Origin of the sequence: Planktothrix pseudagardhii, from assembly GCF_904830925.1 — a bacterium.
GTDB classification, from domain to species: Bacteria; Cyanobacteriota; Cyanobacteriia; order Cyanobacteriales; family Microcoleaceae; genus Planktothrix; species Planktothrix tepida.
This window is the reverse complement of record NZ_LR882967.1, coordinates 1427850-1450421: the sequence shown is the minus strand read 5'-3', so window position 1 is coordinate 1450421 and position 22572 is coordinate 1427850. Positions and strand designations below refer to the sequence as shown.

Annotated in this window: 13 protein-coding genes; 8 read left to right on the top strand and 5 right to left on the bottom strand. The window is 38.1% G+C overall.

Features of this window, described 5'->3' with window-relative positions:
* Nucleotides 1-216: 216 nt before the first annotated feature.
* Both NMK36_RS06095 and NMK36_RS06090 read right to left on the bottom strand, forming a co-directional pair.
* On the bottom strand, nt 217-1371 hold the full coding sequence (locus tag NMK36_RS06095) for a DUF4407 domain-containing protein (protein WP_254173305.1): 1155 nt from the start codon (nt 1369-1371) through the stop codon (nt 217-219).
* 564 nt (nt 1372-1935) lie between these two features.
* Nucleotides 1936-2163: a hypothetical protein gene (locus NMK36_RS06090; protein ID WP_254173304.1), complete on the bottom strand. Its 228-nt coding sequence runs from the start codon at nt 2161-2163 to the stop codon at nt 1936-1938.
* Between the two features lie 412 nt (nt 2164-2575).
* Here NMK36_RS06090 and NMK36_RS06085 point away from each other — a divergent pair, with 412 nt between their 5' ends.
* On the top strand, nt 2576-3454 hold the full coding sequence (locus NMK36_RS06085) for a DUF4384 domain-containing protein (RefSeq protein WP_254173303.1): 879 nt from the start codon (nt 2576-2578) through the stop codon (nt 3452-3454).
* A complete protein-coding gene (locus NMK36_RS06080) occupies nt 3451-8136 on the top strand; it encodes a CHAT domain-containing protein (RefSeq protein WP_254173302.1) in 4686 nt (1561 codons plus the stop codon). The genes NMK36_RS06085 and NMK36_RS06080 overlap by 4 nt, the downstream gene beginning before the upstream one ends.
* Before the next feature lie 248 nt (nt 8137-8384).
* On the opposite strand, the gene NMK36_RS06075 is transcribed toward NMK36_RS06080, so the two are convergent.
* Complete coding sequence (locus NMK36_RS06075; RefSeq protein ID WP_254173301.1) at nt 8385-8747, bottom strand: ubiquinol-cytochrome c reductase iron-sulfur subunit; 363 nt, start codon at nt 8745-8747, stop codon at nt 8385-8387.
* 447 nt (nt 8748-9194) lie between these two features.
* Nucleotides 9195-14666: a CHAT domain-containing protein gene (locus tag NMK36_RS06070; RefSeq protein WP_254173300.1), complete on the bottom strand. Its 5472-nt coding sequence runs from the start codon at nt 14664-14666 to the stop codon at nt 9195-9197.
* 128 nt (nt 14667-14794) lie between these two features.
* Between NMK36_RS06070 and coaE the strand changes: the two genes are divergently transcribed.
* The 6 genes from coaE to NMK36_RS06040 all read left to right on the top strand — a co-directional run bounded on the left by coaE (nt 14795) and on the right by NMK36_RS06040 (nt 19782).
* Nucleotides 14795-15430 carry a dephospho-CoA kinase gene (gene coaE, locus NMK36_RS06065; RefSeq protein WP_254173299.1) on the top strand — a complete coding sequence of 212 codons (636 nt, stop codon included), beginning with the start codon at nt 14795-14797 and terminating at the stop codon, nt 15428-15430.
* Nucleotides 15431-15543: 113 nt separating this feature from the next.
* The gene (locus tag NMK36_RS06060) at nt 15544-16173 is read left to right on the top strand and encodes an adenylate/guanylate cyclase domain-containing protein (RefSeq protein WP_254173298.1); all 630 of its coding nucleotides are present in this window, start codon (nt 15544-15546) and stop codon (nt 16171-16173) included.
* A 136-nt stretch (nt 16174-16309) separates the two neighbouring features.
* Nucleotides 16310-16660 carry a photosystem II reaction center protein Psb28 gene (psb28, locus tag NMK36_RS06055; RefSeq protein WP_072717242.1) on the top strand — a complete coding sequence of 117 codons (351 nt, stop codon included), beginning with the start codon at nt 16310-16312 and terminating at the stop codon, nt 16658-16660.
* Nucleotides 16661-16706: 46 nt separating this feature from the next.
* Nucleotides 16707-17207 carry an ureidoglycolate lyase gene (locus NMK36_RS06050; RefSeq protein WP_254173297.1) on the top strand — a complete coding sequence of 167 codons (501 nt, stop codon included), beginning with the start codon at nt 16707-16709 and terminating at the stop codon, nt 17205-17207.
* Between the two features lie 436 nt (nt 17208-17643).
* Nucleotides 17644-18090: a T3SS (YopN, CesT) and YbjN peptide-binding chaperone 1 gene (locus NMK36_RS06045; RefSeq protein ID WP_072717244.1), complete on the top strand. Its 447-nt coding sequence runs from the start codon at nt 17644-17646 to the stop codon at nt 18088-18090.
* A gap of 276 nt (nt 18091-18366) precedes the next feature.
* On the top strand, nt 18367-19782 hold the full coding sequence (locus NMK36_RS06040) for a hypothetical protein (protein ID WP_254173296.1): 1416 nt from the start codon (nt 18367-18369) through the stop codon (nt 19780-19782).
* A 19-nt stretch (nt 19783-19801) separates the two neighbouring features.
* Here the strand turns inward: NMK36_RS06040 and NMK36_RS06035 are convergent, their stop codons facing one another.
* Complete coding sequence (locus tag NMK36_RS06035; RefSeq protein ID WP_254173295.1) at nt 19802-22495, bottom strand: C1 family peptidase; 2694 nt, start codon at nt 22493-22495, stop codon at nt 19802-19804.
* Nucleotides 22496-22572: the final 77 nt, after the last annotated feature.

Here is a 22572-nt window from a genome sequence, read left to right as displayed (position 1 = left end):
AATATCGATTTTTGTGCAGAACTAATTTGTTCAGAAACCGGATTTCTTGAAGAAACCCGGTTTCTAGTTAAAGAATAGTCTTGTTGATATAGTCTTTCAGGGTTTTAGTGGCATATTCTATAAAGGAGTTAACTTTTTTATGGAGGCGGAGACTTTTAGTTTTGAATTTTTCAACTTCTGCTTGAACCCGTTTAAAAGCCTCCTCAAAATAGGGGTTTAGATGTTTAAAAAAAAAGGATTGACTTGATTAATTAACTTCTTACGAGTGCGCTTGACAATTTCTTCAGATAGTTCAGTTTTGACTTGTTTCATTTCTGGACTGTTGTAAGCGTCATCCAAGGTTTGTTGATAAAATTGTCTCTCCCTGTCTTGTTCTTGTTTAAGTTGAGTTGGGAAATACTCTCGATCTTGATCAGCCCTCAATATTTCTTCAGATTCGACCTGTTCTAACCGGGCATCGTAGGGGCCACGTTTAGCCATTAACTTTGCAAAAATGGGGGCTGTATCAATGATAATAAATAACAAAGAAATAGCGTGACTGGCATGGGCGATCGCTTGATTTTCTTTCGCTAATTGTTTGAGAACGTTTAACTGGGTTAAAATATCATCAGCATCCTCTCGGCTGGCTTTAACAGTTTGGAATTGCTGATCTCTTTGAGATTTGAGTTCACGAATACGCTGACGATTTTCTTCTAAAATTGGCTCAGTTTTGTCTTGTAAAGCTTTTAACTCTTGTTTCTGTTGTTCACAAAGCTGTAGCTTTTCTTGATAAACAGGGCCTTTTCCTTCCTTGCCTGTACCACTAATTCCATCCGCTTCTTTCATAGCTTGATCACATAACATATCTCGATTTTTGGTTTTCTCAAAGATTGTGTTTTCTAAGCGTTGATTTTCCCCTTGTAATTCATCAATTTCTGGCATTCCCTGATTAATTTTTTTATTCATTTCACTGGCAATTTGAGCATTTTGTTCCATTAATTCTGCTCGAATGGGTTTTTCAAACATTTTGGCTTCTAAGGGTTTAGCCACCACAACTGCAATTAACAATCCAACTAAAATCCGAACCGTTGCCATGCCCATTTGTTGAAGGCTGATCTTGCTTTCTTTATGGGTCGTAATAATAATAACTCGATCCATATTGAAAATTAGCAATCCCCAAAACGATCCAAACATCAGGGCATATTGGGGGTTTTTGAAGATGGTATAAAAGGCATAACCTCCTGATAAAACTGCACAGGCGGTGGTTAATAAAATTGACAATCCTATGGCACTATATTTATGACGTTCTTTGTCTGAATTGCAATTTTCCAATAACTTTATATCAACACCTGCACACCACAATAAAATTCTTTGAATTATTGAAGTTTTCATGGTTGTATTCCTTTGATTTAATACTGTTGATAGGAGAGAACAGATTAATCCAGGTTCTTTGTAAGAACATTAGGTTTTTAGGAAACCTGCCCCCCTTTCATTAACAAAGGTAAGATATATTGTAGAGATTGGGTGTAGGTAAATATAGTTTTTTGTCGATGTCTATTTTTATCGATTTTCGTGATATTACTTGATAATTTAAAAGCGACTAAATGGTAACACAGAAACGGGGTTTCTGAAGAGATGTTGATGCGATACAATTAATCTTAAAGAGAAACCCGGTTTCTAAACTTGAAAGTGAGTACCCCAGAAACCGGGTTTCTAAAACTATCTTGATAGGATAAAATCAATCTCGAAGAGAAACCCGGTTTCTCAACTTGAAAGTGAGTACCCCAGAAACCGGGTTTCTGAAGTTATCTTGATTTGATAGAATTAATCTCAAAGAGAAACCCGGTTTCTTGATTGTTTGCGATCGCACCCCAGAAACCGGGTTTCTAAAACTATCTTGATTTGATAGAATTAATCTCAATCAGAAACCCGGTTTCTTGAGTCTTGGTGAGCGATCTAGTGTAATTTTTTAAGATGCAAGCTTCCAGAGTAAGAGGGTTGGTGATGTTCAAACATAGAGGAAACCATCACAGCACCGATGACACCGCCCAAAATTCCTCCAACAGTAGCACCAACTGGGCCACCAATCGCAGAACCAGCCCAAGCCCCTAATTTGATCGGCCCGAAAAATGCAGTTTGAACAACAGCCGTATGAGGATCTTGATGTACGAGATGATGTTGCATAATAGTTTCTCCTGAATTTATAGATCCGTTATTGATTTTCGAGGCACTTTTAATCTAGCGTTCTTAATTTTAAATAGCAAGTTTAAAACATCTGTTTTTGTCGGTTTTTGTCGATGTCGATTTTTGTCGGTTTTTGTAATTATCCTTGATATTTGAAAAGCTAAATGCTATAAAAAGAATAACAATTTAATTCTCGGACAGATGGGGACACAGAAACCGGGTTTCTGAAGAAATCTCGAAAGGATACAATCAATCTCCAAGAGAAACCCGGTTTCTTGATGGTGTGCGATCGCTCCTAGAAACCGAATTTCTGAAGAAATCTTGAAGGGATACAATTCATCTGAAAGAGAAACCCGGTTTCTCTGGGGTTATCTGCTACGGTTAATTGGTATTTGCAAAGGAGTTTAAGATTATGAAAACGTTAACACAATTGTATGATGAATATGAAGGCGATTTTATCGATGCCATGATTAATCGCTTTAAGTTTTCGGGGAAACAAGAAGTCGTTTTTCGCAAACGCTTTATTAAAGATAATGATGGTTGCCTTCATCAGAAACTTGCTGATAAATTGACAAAATATTTAATTGATCAGGAAAAAAGCCAAGATGTAGGTCAAATTTTTCGGCAAACCTTAGCTTCTATTTGTGATAAACTCGAAGAAATGGGATGTCCAGCTAGTAAAGGTGCAGATCGGTGGAAAAATTGCCGATACTGGTTACGCGAGGAAATGTTTAAAATATGGGCAAAAGAACAGGGTTTAATCAAACCGAAATCCATTGATGAATGTTGGCAGAAATTAAAGGAAAAAGTTGCTCATCAAGAAGGATTAACGGTCGAAATACCCGCTTTAGGAAATATGGGGGCTAGACCCAACCGCAAACGCCACGAAATTCCGGTTAATAGCAATTTAATTTATCGGGTTGATTTTCCCAAACCAGGGCATTTAATGTTATTTGAACGGGAACCTAACGGAACTATTGTTTGTTTGTGTCCTTCGGAGTTTGCCCCAGAGTCCGAGTATCCGGGGAAAGAGACGAAGTTACCCCATCCCCACTCCGAATATCAATATTTTGGCTCCGATGAGCTAGGCTGGGAACAACTGGTTGCGGTGATTACGCCGGAGTTACCCCCCTTGCAGTGGTTGGAAGATAGCCGCGAAGAAGCTTTAGAACTGAGTCAAGACCATTTAGCGGAAGTGTTGGACTATTTGCAGCAGCAACCTAACGCTGATGTGTTATATACGGAATATTTAGTGATTAATACTAAAAACCAGAGAGGAGGGGAAAAATGAACGGAGATAATGCTTGGGAACAGCTAAATCAACAAGCTTTGGAACTTTTTAATCAAGGAAAATTTAATGAAGCGATAGAGATTGTTGAACAAGTATTACAACAACTCAATCAACAGGTTATTGAACTTTATCATCAAGGGAAGTTCAACGAAGCAGTAGAGATTGCTGAACAAGCATTAATCCTAGTTCAATCCCTTTACTCAGGCGACCATCCGAATGTGGCAACCAGTCTGAATAACTTGGCATTACTCTACAAGTCCCAAGGACGTTACGAGAAAGCTGAACCCCTCTACCAACAGGCATTAGAGATGAAAAAACACCTATTTGAGGGCGACCATCCTGATGTGGCAAATACTCTAAATAACTTGGCATCACTCTACAACGAGCAAGGACGCTACGAGAAAGCTGAACCCCTCTACCAACAGGCATTAGAGATGACAAAACGCCTATTTAAGAGCGATCATCCTGATGTGGCAAATACTCTGAATAACTTGGCATCACTCTACAACGAGCAAGGACACCACGAGAAAGCCGAACCCCTCTACCAACAGGCATTAGAGATGAAAAAACGCCTATTTGAGGGCGACCATCCTGATGTGGCAAATACTCTAAATAACTTGGCATTACTCTACAAGTCCCAAGGACGTTACGAGAAAGCCGAACCCCTTTTGCAACAGGCATTAGAGATGACAAAACGCCTATTTAAGAGCGATCATCCTGATGTGGCAAATACTCTGAATAACTTGGCATCACTCTACAACGAGCAAGGACACCACGAGAAAGCTGAATCCCTATACCAACAGGCATTAGAGATGTTGCAATGCCTATTTAAGGGCGATCATCCCAAAGTGGCATCCAGTCTGAATAATTTGGCATATATCTACAACTCCCAAGGACGCTACGAGAAAGCTGAACCCCTCTACCAACAGGCATTAGAGATGAAAAAACGCCTATTTCAGGGCGACCATCCTGATGTGGCACTCAGTCTGAATAACTTGGCATCACTCTACAACGAGCAAGGACGCTACGAGAAAGCCGAACCCCTCTACCAACAAGCCTTAGAGATGAAAAAACGTCTATTTCAAGGCGACCATCGTGATGTGGCAACCAGTCTGAATAACTTGGCAATGCTCTACGACGAGCAAGGACGCTACGAGAAAGCCGAACCCCTTTTGCAACAGGCATTAGAGATGAGAAAACGCCTATTTGAGGGCGACCATCCTGATGTGGCAAATACTCTGAATAACTTGGGCGCTCTCTACAAATCCCAAGGAAGCTACGAGAAAGCCGAACCTCTCTTGCAACAGGCATTAGAGATGTCACAACGCCTATTTAACGGCGACCATCCTGATGTGGCAGCCAGTCTGAATAACTTGGGCGTTCTCTACAAATCCCAAGGACGCTACGAGAAAGCCGAACCCCTCTACCAACAAGCATTAGAGATGAGAAAACGCCTATTTAACGGCGACCATCCTGATGTGGCAAATACTCTGAATAACTTGGGTGCTCTCTACAAATCCCAAGGAAACTACGAGAAAGCCGAACCCCTCTTGCAACAAGCATTAGAAATGTGGCAACGCCTATTTAACGGCGACCATCCTGATGTGGCAGCCAGTCTGAATAACTTGGGCGCTCTCTACAAATCCCAAGGAAGCTACGAGAAAGCCGAACTCCTCTACCAGCAATCATTAGAGATGGGGCAACGCTTATTTAAGGGCGACCATCCTCATGTAGCACAAAGTCTGAATAACTTAGCATATATCTATAACGAGCAAGGACGCTACTCCGAAACTGAACTCCTTGGTCTACAGGCATTAGAGATGTCACAACGCCTATTTCAGGGCGACCATCCTCATGTAGCACAAAGTCTGAATCACTTGGCATATATCTACGACGAGCAAGGAAGCTACGAGAAAGCCGAGCCGATCTACCAACAAGCACTAGAGATGTGGCAACGTCTGTTTCAGGGCGACCATCCTGATGTAGCAAATAGTCTGAATAACTTGGCAGCACTCTACAACGAGCAAGGACGCTATGAGAAAGTTGAACCCCTCTTGCAACAAGCATTAGAAATGAGAAAACGCCTATTTAACGGCGACCATCCTGATGTAGCACAAAGTCTGAATAACTTGGGTGTTCTCTACCACTGTCAAGGACGCGACGAGAAAGCCGAACCCCTCTTGCAACAAGCATTAGAAATGATAAAACGCCTATTTAACGGCGACCATCCTGATGTAGCACAAAGTCTGAATAACTTGGCAGCACTCTACAGCGAGCCAAGACGCTATGAGAAAGCTGAACCCCTCTTGCAACAAGCCTTAGAGATGAGAAAACGCCTATTTCAGGGCGACCATCCTGATGTAGCACTCAGTCTGAATAACTTGGCATATATCTACGGCGAGCAAGGACACTACGAAAAAGCCAAACCCCTCTGCAAACAAGCATTAGAGATTAAAAAACGCCTATTTCAGGGCGACCATCCTGATGTTGTACTCAGTCTCAATAACTGGTCATTACTGTTTGTTGCTACAAACCGACCCCAAGAGGCATTTGATCAAATGCAACAAGCGATCGCAATGGAAACTCGCTTGATTCAACGTAATTTTGCTTTTAGTTCAGAACAAGAACGATTGCAATCCATTAAAAATAATAGAAAAAAATTTGATGGTTTTCTATCCTTAGTCTCTCAATATTTCTCCAACTCTCCCGAACAAGTCCAAAAAGCCTTAGATATCGTTCTCAAACGAAAATCTCTCACCGCCGCCGCATTAGCCGCATTTAATTTTGCCATCCACAGTCAACGCTATTCCCACCTCAAACCCCAGTTTAATAAACTTCGTTCCTTGCAAGAACAACTGTTTCACCGCATCTATAACCCACCCCTTCCCGATGCACAAACTCCCATAGAAACTTATCGCAATCGTTGGCAACAATATCAAAACGATCTTGCGGAATTAGAACAACAATGTCAACAGTTAGAAAAGCAACTCGCCGCCCAAGTTCCTGAAATTCAACTCGACCATCAAACCCTTGACCGTCGGGCGGTTGCTTTGGAATTACCCGCTAATACGGTATTAGTAGAATATGTGCGGTTTGATCGTTATGATTTTACTGCCCCCAAAGGTGAAAACTGGAAATCTGCCGAATATTGGGTGTTTATTTTACCTGCCCAAAATCCCGATGCGGTGCAGATGATTTCATTAGGAGAAGCACAACCCATTGACGACTTAATTGATAAAGTACGACAGGTTTTATCTTTAGAAAACAATCCCCAACCCCCAGAAACAATGGCAAGGGGAGGCGCGAAAAAAGCGAGTCAAACAGAATTAAACAATTATCAATATCAACCCCAATATCCCAACGCTTTAAGAGAAAAAATCTTTGATCCTCTGCTTCCACTTCTGCAACCGAATCAAAACATTTTTATTGCCCCCGACTTTAGTTTAAGCTTGATTCCCTTTGGCGTTTTACCCCTCGATGAAACCGGAAACCAACTGTTAAGAGATCACTATCAAATCAGTTATCTCAGTAGTGGGCGAGATGTCTTAAGATGGAAAATTAAAAGCGATCGCATTCCCGCCGAACCCTTAATTATTGCCAATCCCAATTTTAACTATCCCCATCCTCCCAGTTCAGCAAAACCAAAAACCAAAGGTTTAACTCAATCGGGAGTCCCATCTTCCAGTCCAAAACCCGTATTTCAAAGTTTATCCTCAGAAGAATTTGATCCCCTTCCCGAAACGGAAACCCTCGCTAAAAGTATAGCAGAAAAACTGAATATTTCTAACTTGTATTTAGGCGATCGCGCTTTAGAACCTCTGTTTTCTCAAAAAACTTGTCCAGGGATTTTATTAATTGCAACTCACGGTTATTTTGAATCCGAAAATCCCTATATTAAACTCATGGATGAATTACAAACCTCACCCGCAGGAGAAGAAGATCAAATCTTAGCCAAAAATAAAAACTTAATCAACTCTCAACTGCTGTTAGTGATGGAAAATCAAGCCGAAACCTTCAGCAAACAAGGCAAAGAAAATCAAGCCCAATGGTTAAAAAACTTTGCCAACAAACTCTCCACCCAATATCAAATTTCCCCCGCCCCTCTGCCCACAGAAAACCCCTTTGATCGCTTTTCCGTTGCCCCAGTTAATAATGCCATGATTCGGGGCGGTTTAGCCTTTGCTGGGGCGAATACATGGCGACAAGGACAACTATTACCCACAGAAGCAGGTAAAGGAGTCTTATTAGCTCAAGATGTCGCTGGTATTGATTTATGGGATAATCAATTAACGATATTAATTGCTTGCCAAACCGGATTAGGAGATGTACAATTAGGAGAGGGTGTATTTGGCTTACGTCGAGCGTTTGCCGTTGCCGGATGTCAAGCATTAATTATGAGTTTATGGTCAGTTCCCACCCGTGCCTCCCTGTTACTCATGGATCAATTTTTAACCTTAGTAGAAACGGGTTTAGGGAAACGAGAAGCATTATTAAAAGCCCAACATTATATCCGCACAATTACCATTCAAGACTTACAACAAATTCCCCTGGGTTGTCATATTCTGGATGAGTTTATTGAGGAAAGAGTAATTCCCAAAGGGTTTATCGAAAATAACCCCAATTATCAATTATTATCCCATCCCTATTTTTGGGGTGCATGGATATCTCAAGGGGAATTCTAACAGTATCCCCAGAAACCGGGTTTCTAAAACTATCTTGATTTGATTGAATGAATCTTAAAAAGAAACTCGGTTTCTCTGGGATTATTTGCTACGGTTAATTAGTATTTGCAAAGAAGTTGAAGATTATGAAAACGTTAGCGCAATTGTATGATGAATATTAAGGGGATTTTATTGATTTGATTAATGAGAATACAAAAAGCTTTGTGTCTCAAGTTTTTACCCAAACCTTAGCTACAAAGTTATGGGGATTAAACGGCCACCAAAATCAGATCGCCGTCAATCTTAACATCATAGGTGTCCAGGGGTGCAGTGGCAGGGCCTCGCACCACGTCTCCACCTTGATCAAAACGAGAATTGTGGCAAGGACAAACAAAGCTAGATTGACTGGAATTCCAGTCCACAGTACAGCCTTGATGTGTACAGGTGGGATTAACTGCGAGCACATTAGTGGCATTTTGAGGATTAGGAAGCACCAGCAACACAGGGGTAGGGACTCCTGACTTGATCAAGATTTTGCCACTACTTTTTAATTGGGAGACTGTCGCAAGTTGCTTATAGTCAGCTGCATTAGCAGGTTGCTGATCTTTTAGAGAAAAAGTTGCAAGTACCACAGGGAAAGAACTTGCTAGGCATCCAACCCCGACCCAATTTAAAAAAGTTCGTCTATCCATAAAGGTGAAATTTTAGCGATTTTTTAGGTTTCTCAATTATAAAATAAGGGTGATAGAAAATCAAGCCGAAACCTTCAGCAAACAAGGCAAAGAAAATCAAACTTAATGATTCAAAGAATTTGCTAACAACCTCTCAAGCTGATATCAAATTTCCCTCGCTCCTCTGTCCACAGAGAACCCCTTTGATCGCTTTTCCGTTGCCCCAGTTAATAATGCCATGATTCGGGGCGGTTTAGCCTTTGCTAGGGCGAATATGTGGCGACAAGGACAACAATAGAAACCAGAAACCGGGTTTCTGAAGATATCTTGATGGGAAACAATCAATCTCAAAGAGAAACCCGGTTTCTTAAGCTTGGAATTAAAAATAGTATTGAACAAAATTTAATCTTACCAAGGACTACCAATTAACGTAAAACCTGCCCAATAAAAAGGATGAGATAAATTAACATTTCCACGAGAGGCAATTTCTGGGGGAAGAGGAATTTTAGCGGTTTTAGTTCCAGTTTCATCGATTAAATAACCCTGTTGTAAACGAACTTTTCCTTGTAACATTGCCAGTTGAGATTGTCGCAGAGCTTCTGCTTTAATCGGACTCGTTGATAAGGCTTCATAAAAGGTATTCATTAACCCTAATGTGCCCGCATCACTGACATACCATAAACTCGCTAAAGCTGATTTAACCCCGGCTTGAACTGCTAACCCTGCAAAGCCTAATTCTGCTTTTTCATCCCCCACAGCCGTTGTACAAGCACTCAAAACTAATAATTCAACGGGAGGTTGATGTAATTTCAACTTTCTGAGTTCAGTTAAGCGTAATTTTTGATCCCAAAATTGAATATAAGATTGATCAGACCCTCCCGTTTGAAATTCTCCATGTGTTGCTAAGTGAACAATTGAAAATTGATGTTGATTGCGTTGGGATGTGAGATTATCAATTGTAAATTTATCATTTAAAAACGAAAGCCCTTGCCAAATATTTTGATTAATAATTAAGTTCAATTCCAGGGGAACCGCCGGGAGAGGCTGTTGATCAGAATTGGGGAAAATAGAAGCTCCCATCGCTAAAACTTTTGAATTTTTAATATTAACATAGCGCGTATCAGTTAAACTTAAACTCGGAATAAGCCCTAAACTATAGCGTTCTACAAGAAACTGTTTACCATTATATAACGCGGCTAAGGGTAGAGTTCTTAATCCTGTATCCATTGAAAAAACCAGGGTATTAATTCCTTCTGCTTCTAATTGGCTTTCCAGAGGTTTAATTAACCAATCATGTAATTGTTTACCATTCTCTTTATAACGGGTATCTTCTAAATTTTCGGGGGAACGAATTTGATTAGAAAAGGTTCTAGCGGTTTTTAATACGGTTTCTCTGGAAACGGGGATACTTTTAAAGATCGGTTGTCCTTCGGGTAAAATCAACCTTAATTCTAATTGATTAGATTGAGCCGATACATACACAATAGCAGATTTAGAGTTTGTTAATTTATAAATTTCATTTAAGGTTTTACGAATACTTTGATCTGTAACGGGGGGATTTTTTAAGTTTGATCCTAAATAATTAGAAAATTCAATTCCTCGAAACGTATCAATTTGAGCTAAAGAGGAAATCACGGAGCCTGAACTAATTTGATCTGTGGGAATAGTGGGAGTATTTAAAGGAATAATTGGGTTTTCTGAAATTTCTTCTGGTTGGGATGATGGTTCCGAGGTGGAATTTAAGGAAGAATCCGATGTAGAATTGGTTAAAACTGGGGTTGTACTTCCATCTGTTTGAGGGGTTACAGGTGGCGTTTGGTTATCTTGATTATTAACTTGTAATTCGGAATTAATTTGATTGACAATAGCTTGTGTTGATCCGGTTGTTCCCGTAGAATTAGGGTTAGTATTAGTCGGAGGTAAAATCGTAACTAAATTACCATCGGTAATCGCTCCAGTGGTTCCATTTAAAGTTGCATTTCCGACGGTAAAGGGAATATTACTACATTCAGAAGTGCTACAATAATCGCCACCTTGTTGAATCACAATAGATCCCCCTTCTTCTCCGCCTACACTGGAAATACTGGCATTCATTTGATTGCGACTATTAAAGGTTCCTGTTACTCTAAATAAGCCGTGAGTGGCAATTCCAATATCACCACCTTGAGTTTTTCCTTCCCCCCGAATAGAAATAACATCAATATCTTGGGACGCATTTAAACCGATATTGCCACTGCTTCCTTCGGGAGAACTTGCATCAATTGTTCCGGTATTAATGCGATCGCCTGCAACAACAGTAATAGTCCCCCCCCGCGTAATTCCGACGGTATTTAAGTCTCCTGACTGTACACTCCCCGTGAAACTATTAAGAGTAATATTACTACTCATTCCCGAAGGCGTTGTAGTATTAATATTATCCGTTTTAATACCCCTATATCCTGTTAAACTAATTCCTTGACTTTTTTCTATTCCTTGCAAGGTTTGTAGATTTCCCGTGATAATTTGACCTTGAGAACTGGTGAGATTAATCCCCCGATAGGCAGTAATATTTCCGGTTATAATTGCTCCGGGTGCAAACAATTCGATAGCAACTGTATCCCCCTCTAAAGATGAATTATTAATCTCACCATTGACTCTGATAGTTCCATTGCGACTCATTAAATTAATATCTTGACCATTAAGGGAAAGGTTACTATTCCCTGTAATTTTTTCCACAGAATTAACCCGAATTTCTCCGGTTTCAATATTTCCGGCTGCTGATAAATTAATATCTCCAATTCCGGGATTTCCAGAAACTAATTGTAATGCGCCAGTCCGAATATTTCCTTGGGAACTACTGAGTTGAATCGTTCCTCCTTGGGTACTCATATCCCCAATTAAAATATCAGATCCGGCGGATAAAGTCAGAGAAGCGTTATCAATACCAGTGAGACGACCTGTTCCTAAAATAGATTGTGCTTGTAAATTGAGCGGATCAGAAATAGTAGAATTTCCCGCTAAAGTTAGGGTACTGATACTATCTGTACGACCGATTTTAATGGAACTAAATCCGTCGGCAAAAGTTTCTAAATCTCGGCTACTAATATCAAAGCTAGAAGACTGTTCCGACCCCGCTAACGTTATGGCTTGTGTGTTACGACTCGGTTGTAAAAGCAGTGTTCCTAAACCCTGAATAGAATTTAATCCTCCTAATAAATTAATTTCTGTTCCTGTTAATTGAATTGTAGCAGAGGCAGAATTCCCCGTAGATAAGTTTTGAGTAGAAATAGTTCCCAATTCACTGGTAATTAAAATATTTTGACCGTTTGTAACTAAGGTTCCCAAGGTAATATTTTCTGAGGCAAATAGCTTTAAACTAGCATCATCTAATCCTGTAAGCGTATAAAACTGTTCACGCAATGGCGTTCCACTGGCAATTCCGCCTTGAGGAGATTGGATGACAACGGGATCTTGAAATGAAATATTCCCGGCAATAAAAATTGTACCCTTGCTTTGAGCTCCTCCAATAATAATTTCCGTAAACCCATTTTCTAAACTGTTTAAATCACTGGAAGATAAATTTAATGTGAGTTCTGCATTATTATTTTGACCTGCGATTTCAATATCTTGAGCATTAGTTGCAGGTTGTAACAAAATTTGACCTTTGCCTTGAATTGAGTTTTGACCCCCTGTGAAATTAATTTCATCACTGGTAATTTCGATATTACCAGTCGCATTTTCTAAACCATTAAATGTCCCGGTACGCAGTCCTTGAATTTCCGTCGCTAACTCTGCATTTAAGATAATATTTCCTCCGGTTTCCTGACCTCTAGTATCAATTAAATTCGTGGTCAAAGTCCGAGAAGTATTCACCAAAATATTCCCTCCTGAACCCTGACTAGAAGTAGCATCAATACTATAGGAATCTCCCTCTAAAATAATATCTCCTTGTAAACTGCTGAGGGTAATATCTCCAGCTTGAACTTGACCAGAGGTATTAATATTATTGGTTTGAATTCGGTTTAATGTACTTAAATTAACTGTCCCCCCGCTTCCATTTCTATTAGAAAAAGTGGAAATCTTATCGGTGACAATATCCCGATCACTTTTAATTGTTAAATCTCCCCCATTTCCTGAGTTAGAAGTGGATAAATTTTCTGTCCGAATTCCCCCATTATTTGTTGCAGTTAGGTCTAAATTTCCCCCTTGAGTGATTATATCCCCGGTGACTAAATTAACACCTGTAATCGCAATAGCAGCACCGGACGTGCGGAGGTTATCTCCCGAATTCATGGTAAATCCACCACTTCCTGATTGATCTGCATCGGCGGTAAAAGTTAAGGTTCCTGTGGTGGCTGGAAACCTTAATTCATTATCGGCTAGATCCGCAATGGTAATATTATTTTTAGCTTCTATAATCACATTTGCTGTGGTGGCAAAATCTTCTAGGGTTTGATCCGATAGGGTAATATTAGCATTGCTTTGATCCTGATTTCCTATATTAATTTCTGCTGCATTAATCACTAAATTTCCTAGCTTTCCATCGCTTCCTTTGAGGTTAATATTTCCAGCTATATTAAGATTATTTTGACTAAAAATAGTAGCAGATCCTCCTAATCCTTCACTCGTTTGGGAATTGGAAGATCCTTGGGTACTAATATTTCCAAAAAATCGAGTTAAATCATGGGAACCAATGCTTACTCGTCCCCCATTTCCATTGCTCAAGGCATCCGCTACAATTGTGGATTGATCATTAATGAAGGTACGGGAAGCCGTAGGAAAAAAACCATTTCCTTGATAGTCACTCCCAATTCTAATGGTTCCCCCTCCGTTAGCAGCAGAAGCATCAATTTCTGCGTTCGATAATTGAATATCATTACCAATAATATTGATTTGGGGAAGCGTTGAGGATGATGAATCTAAACTGGTATTTCTGGTATTCAAAAAACCTGAAATTAAAGCTACCCCTCCTTGAGGTGGTAAATTAGCACTCGAAGCAGTGAGTTCTACGGTTCCATCGGGTAAAATATTCACAATAGAAGCTTGATTATTTTCTGCTGTTCCTGTTAATAATTCAGGGAGAGAAAGAGGATTAATGGCAGATTGTTCGGTTTCAGAAGTCGGGGTAACGGTGGCAATTTCTAAATTGAGTAAATAGCCATCTTGACTAATTCTAACTAAGTTATTTCCTTCAATCGCTGCAATTGTAATTTGTCCTCCTGGTGCGTTTAGAGTTCCGGTATTAATTACATTTCCTCCGACTAAGGTTAAGGTTTGTCCAGAGGAAACGGTGAGTTCTCCTGCATTAATAATATTACCCGGATTGGAGGTAGAAAAAAGAAAGGTATTCGGTTCACCGGAAAGGGCGTTATAATTATTAGAATCTACAGCATTAAAAAACCCTGAATTAAATCCAATTCCAGTGGCAGTTGTAGCGGTAAATGCAGCAGGAACATCTAAACGGGCTCCCGATCCAAAAATGATTCCGGCTGGATTTAAAATGAAGAGATTAGAATTACCTCCGGTGACTTGAATTAACCCGTCAATTAATGAAGGTTGTCCTCCTACTACACGGCTGAGAATATTTTGAATTGAAGGATTAGAAACAAAATTGACCGTTTGACCTTGGGGAACGTTAAATTGAGTAAAACTATGAAATAAATTTCCGCCATCTCCTGAAGCTTGACCTCCAGTAATATCAACACGATTTCCTACGGAATTGGTTAGGGTATTGGTACTATTCGCTTCAGGAATAATAGATTGTGCTAAAACTTTATTGAGGGAAAAAATAACCTTTTGATTCCCCCTGAATATTTCCCAAACTCCATTCATCCCAACCGTCCATAATCCTGTCAACGGTAGGGAGATTAAAACTAACTTTAAAAAACGTCTAGGCTGCATAGGGGTTTATGCCTTTAACGAACAATCACGAACCGGAAATCTACAACTAATATCTCGACAGAAGCTACCCAAATAGATTATTCTGATTAAAACCGCATTAATAATATTATAGATTGAAAAACCAAAGTATGCGTTTAATTGGTCTGACCGGAGGGATAGGAACTGGTAAAACGACTGTATCCAACTATCTTGCTAACACTTACCAACTCCCCATTTGGGATGCGGATTTATATGCTAGGGAAGCAGTGAAACCCGGTTCACCCATTCTCCAGTCAATTATTCAGCGTTATGGGAACGATATTTTACTTTTTGATGGTAACTTAAACCGCCAACGATTAGCCAGTCTGATTTTTTCAGACTCATCAGCAAGAACCTGGGTAGAACAACAGATTCATCCCTTTGTTCGCCATTGTTTTGTTAACAATATTCAACAATTAAACGCGAAAATCCTCCAAAATCTTGATAGGAACACCCCCCAATATGCGGATGGAGTGTTAGTCATTCCGTTATTATTTGAATCCAAAATGACGGATTTAGTGACTGAAATTTGGGTGGTTTATTCTCCTCCCAAACAACAATATTCTCGGTTGATCCAACGAGAAAAAATGATTTCTAATCGAATTTTAACTTTTGAAGAAGCTCAAGCTCGAATTCAAAGTCAAATGTCATTAGAAGAAAAGTGTCAGCAGGCGGACGTAATTTTATATAATTCTTCAACTCCAGAGGAACTTTTTAAACAAGTAGATGCAGCACTCCAAGGTTAATGAAGTAGTCAAAATCAGAAAATAGGGGGTAAAATAAACATCAGTAAGGTTAGGGATAAACAGTGAGTCTCCTCACCTTCCTGCATGCTTCTATCTCTAGGCATAAATAGCTAATGATGTATATTAATCAAATTCATACCAGTGCTTCTCAAATTCGATTGGAAAAATTAATCAAGGAACGTTTAAACCCTGATGCTGATACCGAAAAAATTGATGCTCAGATCTGGGATTTATTTGGAGAAGTTTGGGCAATCATGTTTACGGATTTATGCGGGTTTTCACGAGGGGTTGAAAAATTTGGAATCATTCACTTTTTACAACTCATTTATGAGTCTGAACGATTATTTGTTCCTTGTATTGATGAACATAATGGAATTTTAATCAAATCTGAAGGAGATAGTTTAATGATTGTTTTTCGCTGGGTTAATAAAGCCATAGATTGTGCGATCGCCATGCAAAAAGCAGCCCAAGCTTATAATCAAGATAAAACCGATGAAGAAAAAATTTTATTATCTATTGGATTAGGGTATGGGAGAATCTTAAAAATTGGCGATGCTGATATTTTCGGGGCTGAAGTTAATGCGGCGAGTAAATTGGGAGAAGATATTGGAAAAGCTTGGGAAATTTTAGCCACCGTAGCCGTTACTGAACAAATCAAAAAACGTTCGGATCTTCAACTCGAACTCCTCTCAACCAGTATCCCTGGTACATCACAAGCCTTTAAAATTATTTATCAATTGTAAATTAACAGGCGGAATTGCTTATCAAAATAGGTCAAATCCGCTCAAATCATGCTTGATTCAATAAGTTTTTTTTCAGTGAATTGAGCTTTTCGGAAAAACAAGATAAGCTAGAATAAAATACTAGAGGGAAAATCCTATGACAACCTCTGTACAATTTATTGATGGATTAGATGAAGAAATTAGTGGGATTAGTCTGCGGAAACTCAAACATTCCCAGACCAAAATCGTTGTCTTGGTATTTGAGCACCTTCAAGCCATAGAACGATTAAGAGCCTATCGCAAGCAAATCACGAATTTGTGGCTTCGGGATGAAGAAGGACAAATTAAAGTCACCCCCAGTGGCGTTAAATTCTTTTTTGCTGAGAATGAGGATCTATCTAAAGTTGAATGTACCTTTGAAGTAGACTCAGAGGAAGTATTTGAACGAGTCATGCGGTTTTTACACCGTTATGCAGATGAAAATGAATTTCAATTTCAGTCTACTTAAAAGAAACTGATTCATTGATATTCAATTCTTAAAAGCTGAGGTTCAAATGCGCGAATTAATCAAAATTCAACAGTTATCTGCTGAATGGATTACTCCTGAACAATTTAAACCCTATGGACAAGTCATTTCAGCCTCGGCTGATGATAAATTATATAACGAGGAGGATGCCCAACTCAATTTAAACAACGGTATCCCTCGTTTTTATATTATGCGGGTTCAACAAAAAGGTTTAAAATTTCATCACATTACTCGCCACAGTCAATGTACTCAATGTTTAGGATCATTAGAAGGAAAAGATTGGTTTATGGCTGTTTGTCCTCCCTCTAAACATGATCAACCCTCCTTAAAGGATTTAGTCGCGTTTCATATTCCAGGCAATTGTTTTATTAAATTAGAAGTCGGAACGTGGCACGCTGGGCCGTATTTTACCCATGAAACCGTTGATTTTTATAACTTAGAATTAATCGATACTAATCTTGTTGATCACTTTACCCACAGTTTTGCTAAAAGTCATTATTTAGAATTTGAAATTTTAGAGAGTAAGTAATAGGCAATAGGCAATGGGTAATAGAAAAGACAGAAAATAAAAGTTTTCTTCCCCATTCCCTATTCGTAATTCGTAATTCGTAATTGCCCATTGCCCATTGCCCCTGTCCTATTTCTCCAATTGTTTCAACGCTTGAAACGTCACGAAGAAAAATCCCAAAGAACCAATAACTGTAATAACTTGAGCAATTAAATTAGCTGTTGCCATTTCATCCATTGTTCATCCTCCCATCAAACTAAACTTAGGATTTCCTATTCTTAAGTTTACCGGATCAAATCAACCTATGGTTTAAGAACTTAGGACAACTCCCTTCTACACAGAACTAAACAAATTGAATCCCGTATTTCATCCCCGTGTTGAGAAATAATACAAACCCTCGTTTTCCTGACCTCAAAAGTGTTACAACAAAGGAAAAATCACCAGGAGAAATCTCACCATGCAATTTCAAACCGCAATGCACGAAGCTTGTTACAACAAAGTTGCCACCTGGATGCGAGAATTATACGGCAAATTCCCTTGCGCTAGGGAAGATGTCCCTGGATTAGCAATGGTCATGGGTTCAGCATTGGTTGAGGTATTTGTGTTTCCTTGGGAAAAAGATGATGCTGTTATTAATGCCCGGTCTTATGTTGTAACCGATGTAGAACTTTCCCCAGATTTACTACATTTTCTGCTTCGAGAAAATAACATTATGAGATTCGGGGCTTTTGGAATTGATGAACACGGAGACATTGTTTTTGAACATACCATTGTTGGCTCAACTTGTGATAAACTGGAGTTAGAAGCTTCTGTGAATGCGGTGTTAGAAATTGCCGATGAATATGATGATAAAATCGTAGAACGTTGGGGAGGAAAAAGAGCATTAGATCGCATCGCTAGTTAAAAAAACTATCATTTTAGGGGCGGTTTTACTTCTATTTTTTCAGTCTTGATTAATTTGATAAATCCGCCCATCGTCATCATATTTTAAAGCGGGAATGGTGCTGAACTTAGCATCATTAAATCATTCAGTCCCCTGAGAACCTCTTCGTCGATATTGTCGAACCGAGCCTAAAAAAATTTAATTAATCCTGAAAACTTCCGTTTAGAATATGAATGATTAATATAACATCAGATTCAATCAACCCTTTAACTTAATATTTAGATTGCACCTTCAACCATGAAAAAATATTTAGCCGGACTGATCTTACCGATTCTTTGTTTCTTATCCCCAACGGTAGCAAATGCTCAAGTGGAAACCACCCTGCAACCCAATCAAATTACAATTACAGGAAACCGCCTCGAAAAACAACCCCCACGTCAAATTTTTGTGCAAACAAATAGCCCAATTCAGGATTTACGGGTGCTGGTATTAGATTTGAATCGTCAAGATGGAACTACTGTTTTTCCAGCATCGGGGATTGTTGCTAATAAGCAAAATTGGCAGACGATTAAATCCAACCAAATGTTAATTCCGCTTGAATTTAATTTAAGTCAAGCTCCCAGTAGTGGCGAATATAATGGAACCATCCGTTTTAGTTATACCGGAGGAGAATTAACCCTACCCATTACCCTACAAGTTAAGGATTTTTGGTTACTTCCTTTATTAGTATTATTCCTGGGAACTGGATTAGGAATTCTCGTCTCCGTTTATCGTGCCCAAGGACGACCCCGTGATGAAATTTTAGTGCGGGTTGGACAATTACAAACTCAGATACAGGAAGATATAGAATTCGGAAAAATTGCTGGATTTAAACAATATATTGAAGGGTGTTTAATTGAAATTAAAATGGATTTACAAACGGAAAAGTGGGAACAAGCGATCGCCACTTTAGAACAAGCTGAAAACGTTTGGAAACGATGGGTAAAAGGACGAAATGATTGGTTACAACAATTCGATTATTGTCAACAACTCAAACATCAGTTAGAAGATAAAAATCCCAACGATTTAGAAGTAAAAGCCATATTACGGGATTTAGAAGCGACAATTAACGATGTTCCAGAACTCGAAACCCCCGAACAATTCCGAGAACGGTTAGAAAAAATTGCTCAACAGATGAATCAGTCCATTTTGGAGAATCAAAAGCAAGATTTAAAAGCGTTAATTGCCGAAATTCCCTTAGAAAAACGGACTACTATCCTTCCTGAATTTGAACAATTAGAAGCAAAAATTGCCACTGAATCTCTGGCTAATCCCAAACAATTTAAAGCGTTAACAACAGAGTTAAATGATTTAACTGTAAAAGCCCAAGACATCGGAAATGAATCTTCAGCAAGAGGAGTAATTTCTAAAAGTCTGTTTGGGTTTACTGGGGTTATGTCTCCGCCTCCAGTAACGAATCGTTCCATAACTTCAACGCCGGAAACAACCAAAGCGGGAGTGCGATTAAAGTTATTTACTTGGACAAGTTATGCGATCGCCGTTATCTTTTTAGCCGGAACCGGATTCAGTCAATTATACATTGATAATCCCACCTTTGGCGCTAATCCCTGGAAGGATTATTTTGCATTAATGGCTTGGGGTTTCGGTGCAGAAGCCACCCGTGATGCGATTACAAAAGTTGTTCAAAGTTGGAATTTACCGGGGTTGAAGTAAAGAATTTTATTAATTAGAACTATTTGCCTTTCTGTTTAGGTTTATCATCCCCTCTGATATCATTATGTTTCCAATCATTAGCCCCTAAACCAAAATTCTTAGTTTCAAACCACTTGGCTTTTAACAAAGACCACCAATCTGATGTTAAGCCCTTAAGAATATAATCATAAGGCAACCAACCATAACCCTGTTCACCCCAATTAGTTCCCCAAGAATTTCTAATCAGTAATGCACCTACTGAGTTTGGTGCGTCTACTGAGTTGGGAACAATTTTATGATCATCATAGCCTACAGCAACAACAGCATGACCCCCTTCGACGTGATCTTTTTTGTTTGGAATCGGGATATAGCCTCTTTTGTAGTTAAATTCTTCATAAATTGAACTGTAAATCGTTAACCCAAACATTGAGGGAATACCCGCTACCAAAGTCATTTTAATTTGAGCCAACAAATCACTAGCAGGAAGACCAGGAGTATCGAGCCTGAAATATTGAATTGTCTGATAATTTTGAGCATAGGAGTAACAAAAACCACTGGGTTCTTCATCAATTTTACTGGGTTCATAAGGCCAATATTCTTCTGGGGGAATTCCAAACAAAACCATCGCTTTCATGGTTTCTCGAATGGATGCACCGACATCTCCCTGACGGTGCATGAGTTTTCGTGCAACTTTATATAAAAAAAGGACTGAAGCATTAGTATATTCATCACAATTTCTATTTTGAAAATATTCAACTAGAGCAATGGCGGCACAGGCGGTACAAGAGTTCAATGGTTCTTGATTTCTAATAGGAGAACACCAATGACTTAAATCGACAAATTCTGGTAAACATAAATAAACAGGAACTATAGAGGCTGGATACATCTTGATATGGGTTTCTAGTTCAGATACTAATGGAATTTGTAATTTATTTTCTTGTCCTTGATTACAAATTCGCAAAACCGTCTTATTATTAGATATCTTTTCCAGACAAAAATCCAAGTCGCTTTCCTCTAATTTAGAGTTGTCTAACATATCTTTTAATTGACATAAAATATTTTTCTTGTTATTCTTAATGGTGGTTATTAACTGTTTCAAATCAATTTTGTTGGTGACTTCAAAAAAATGTTCTTTTATTTCGGAAATTATTGATTCAATTTGATCCAGGGTTATAAAAATCAAAAAAGTCAGCCTTTTTCTTTCAACTTGAGATAGGGAATGATAGATGAGCTTTAAGTCAACTTCACTCTCTCCCGATTTTTTCCCTCTGATAAATTCAAACAAAAATTGTGTACGCTGATCCGTATCATTTGAAAGTTGCTGATCTTGAAGATAATTTTCTACAGAATTATAAGGGTTAGACAATGATGAATTTTGATCAGAAGCTAGAATTGTATTGATTAAGTTTATAGCCTGAGCAATCATTTTTTCATAATCTAATTGACCATGAATACCCATGTCGGATAAATTTTTAATAATTAACTGAATCAATGGATAAATAATGGGTGTAATGATCATATAATCATTATTTTTGATCCCAGGCTTAATAAAATTTAATTCCTTTTTAAAAATGTCTATAATGTTTTTAGAAATAGGTTGCTCGATCATCAATAAAGTAGAATTTTTATGATTATTATTTTTATTGTAATTTTGGGCTAAATCAGAAAAAACAACAGTTTGAGACAAGCAATATTTTTTGGAACTTTCAGCTTTTTCAATTATTGCTATTAAAAACTTTTTAACACTTTCCATCGTAATGCCTGAATCATCCGAAGATTTAATAATTTTATTAATTTCTTGTTTCGTAAAATCATCTAATTCCCCAGTGACTTTAACTTCACTACCAAAATCTTTAGACAGCCTTTTTTGTAAATATGTAATCCCACTTTTATGGATTTTTTCATCTTTTTTTACTTCACTTTCTTCTAATTGCTTTAGTGTTACTTTGCCTACAATACCATCGGCTTGCAAGCCATTAAATCCTTGAAAAAACTCAACGACTAAATCTGTTTTATACCCATAAAAATATTTGGATTCTTTATAGTTTTCTTGCTGTGAAAATGTAAAATAGTTTAATCGTTCTAATTTTTCTTTGATGGCAAATACCTCCTCTCCAAAATTACCAAATTGAATTAGACTTTTGTTATTTTTTGTCTGGGAAATTTCCTGATAAATTGTATTTAAAATTCCATAAATAGTTGTATTTGGAAAATATTGATAATATTTTATTTCTTTTAGATCTGAATTATAATCAAAATCTACAATACTACTTTGACTAGGAAGTTCCCAAATTTTCTTAAAATAGATCATGAGATGATGAGTAGCTTCTCCAAAATAGCCATTTTCAAGGGGTAAATTTTCTAAATACTCAGGATTTAAGTCTAAATATTGATTACAGTTTTCAAAAATTAAATCTAATTTTTTTTGTATATCTTTAATCCAATAATTTTTCATTCTTCTATACAAAAAAACTTTTGTTTCAGACTGATATGGTAAAAACACAATTTGATTCTGATCTTTTTTTATAATTTGCTTCAAATTTTCTATTGTTTTTTTGTGTTCTGGATTATCTAAAACAAGTTGTTCAATTAGTTTTACGATCTGCAATTCTGTACAATCTTGACTTTGAGATCTATTTTCTTTGATAATATTTTCACTCATGTCATTTAGTGTCATATCCCTAGAGTCAGGATAATCCGGTAGCCAGCCTAATGGATTGATGTTTAATGGCATAACTTTATTCCTATTTTCTTCAGTAAATGAACAAAAAATTATGGCTATCTATGTCACTTATTTACGATATTTATACT

Coding starts and splice junctions, on each gene's coding strand:
- NMK36_RS06095 (WP_254173305.1), bottom strand. CDS start 1,371: ATGAAAACTTCAATAATTCAAAGAATTTTATTGTGGTGTGCAGGTGTT.
- NMK36_RS06090 (WP_254173304.1), bottom strand. CDS start 2,163: ATGCAACATCATCTCGTACATCAAGATCCTCATACGGCTGTTGTTCAA.
- NMK36_RS06085 (WP_254173303.1), top strand. CDS start 2,576: ATGAAAACGTTAACACAATTGTATGATGAATATGAAGGCGATTTTATC.
- NMK36_RS06080 (WP_254173302.1), top strand. CDS start 3,451: ATGAACGGAGATAATGCTTGGGAACAGCTAAATCAACAAGCTTTGGAA.
- NMK36_RS06070 (WP_254173300.1), bottom strand. CDS start 14,666: ATGCAGCCTAGACGTTTTTTAAAGTTAGTTTTAATCTCCCTACCGTTG.
- coaE (WP_254173299.1), top strand. CDS start 14,795: ATGCGTTTAATTGGTCTGACCGGAGGGATAGGAACTGGTAAAACGACT.
- NMK36_RS06060 (WP_254173298.1), top strand. CDS start 15,544: ATGATGTATATTAATCAAATTCATACCAGTGCTTCTCAAATTCGATTG.
- psb28 (WP_072717242.1), top strand. CDS start 16,310: ATGACAACCTCTGTACAATTTATTGATGGATTAGATGAAGAAATTAGT.
- NMK36_RS06050 (WP_254173297.1), top strand. CDS start 16,707: ATGCGCGAATTAATCAAAATTCAACAGTTATCTGCTGAATGGATTACT.
- NMK36_RS06045 (WP_072717244.1), top strand. CDS start 17,644: ATGCAATTTCAAACCGCAATGCACGAAGCTTGTTACAACAAAGTTGCC.
- NMK36_RS06040 (WP_254173296.1), top strand. CDS start 18,367: ATGAAAAAATATTTAGCCGGACTGATCTTACCGATTCTTTGTTTCTTA.
- NMK36_RS06035 (WP_254173295.1), bottom strand. CDS start 22,495: ATGCCATTAAACATCAATCCATTAGGCTGGCTACCGGATTATCCTGAC.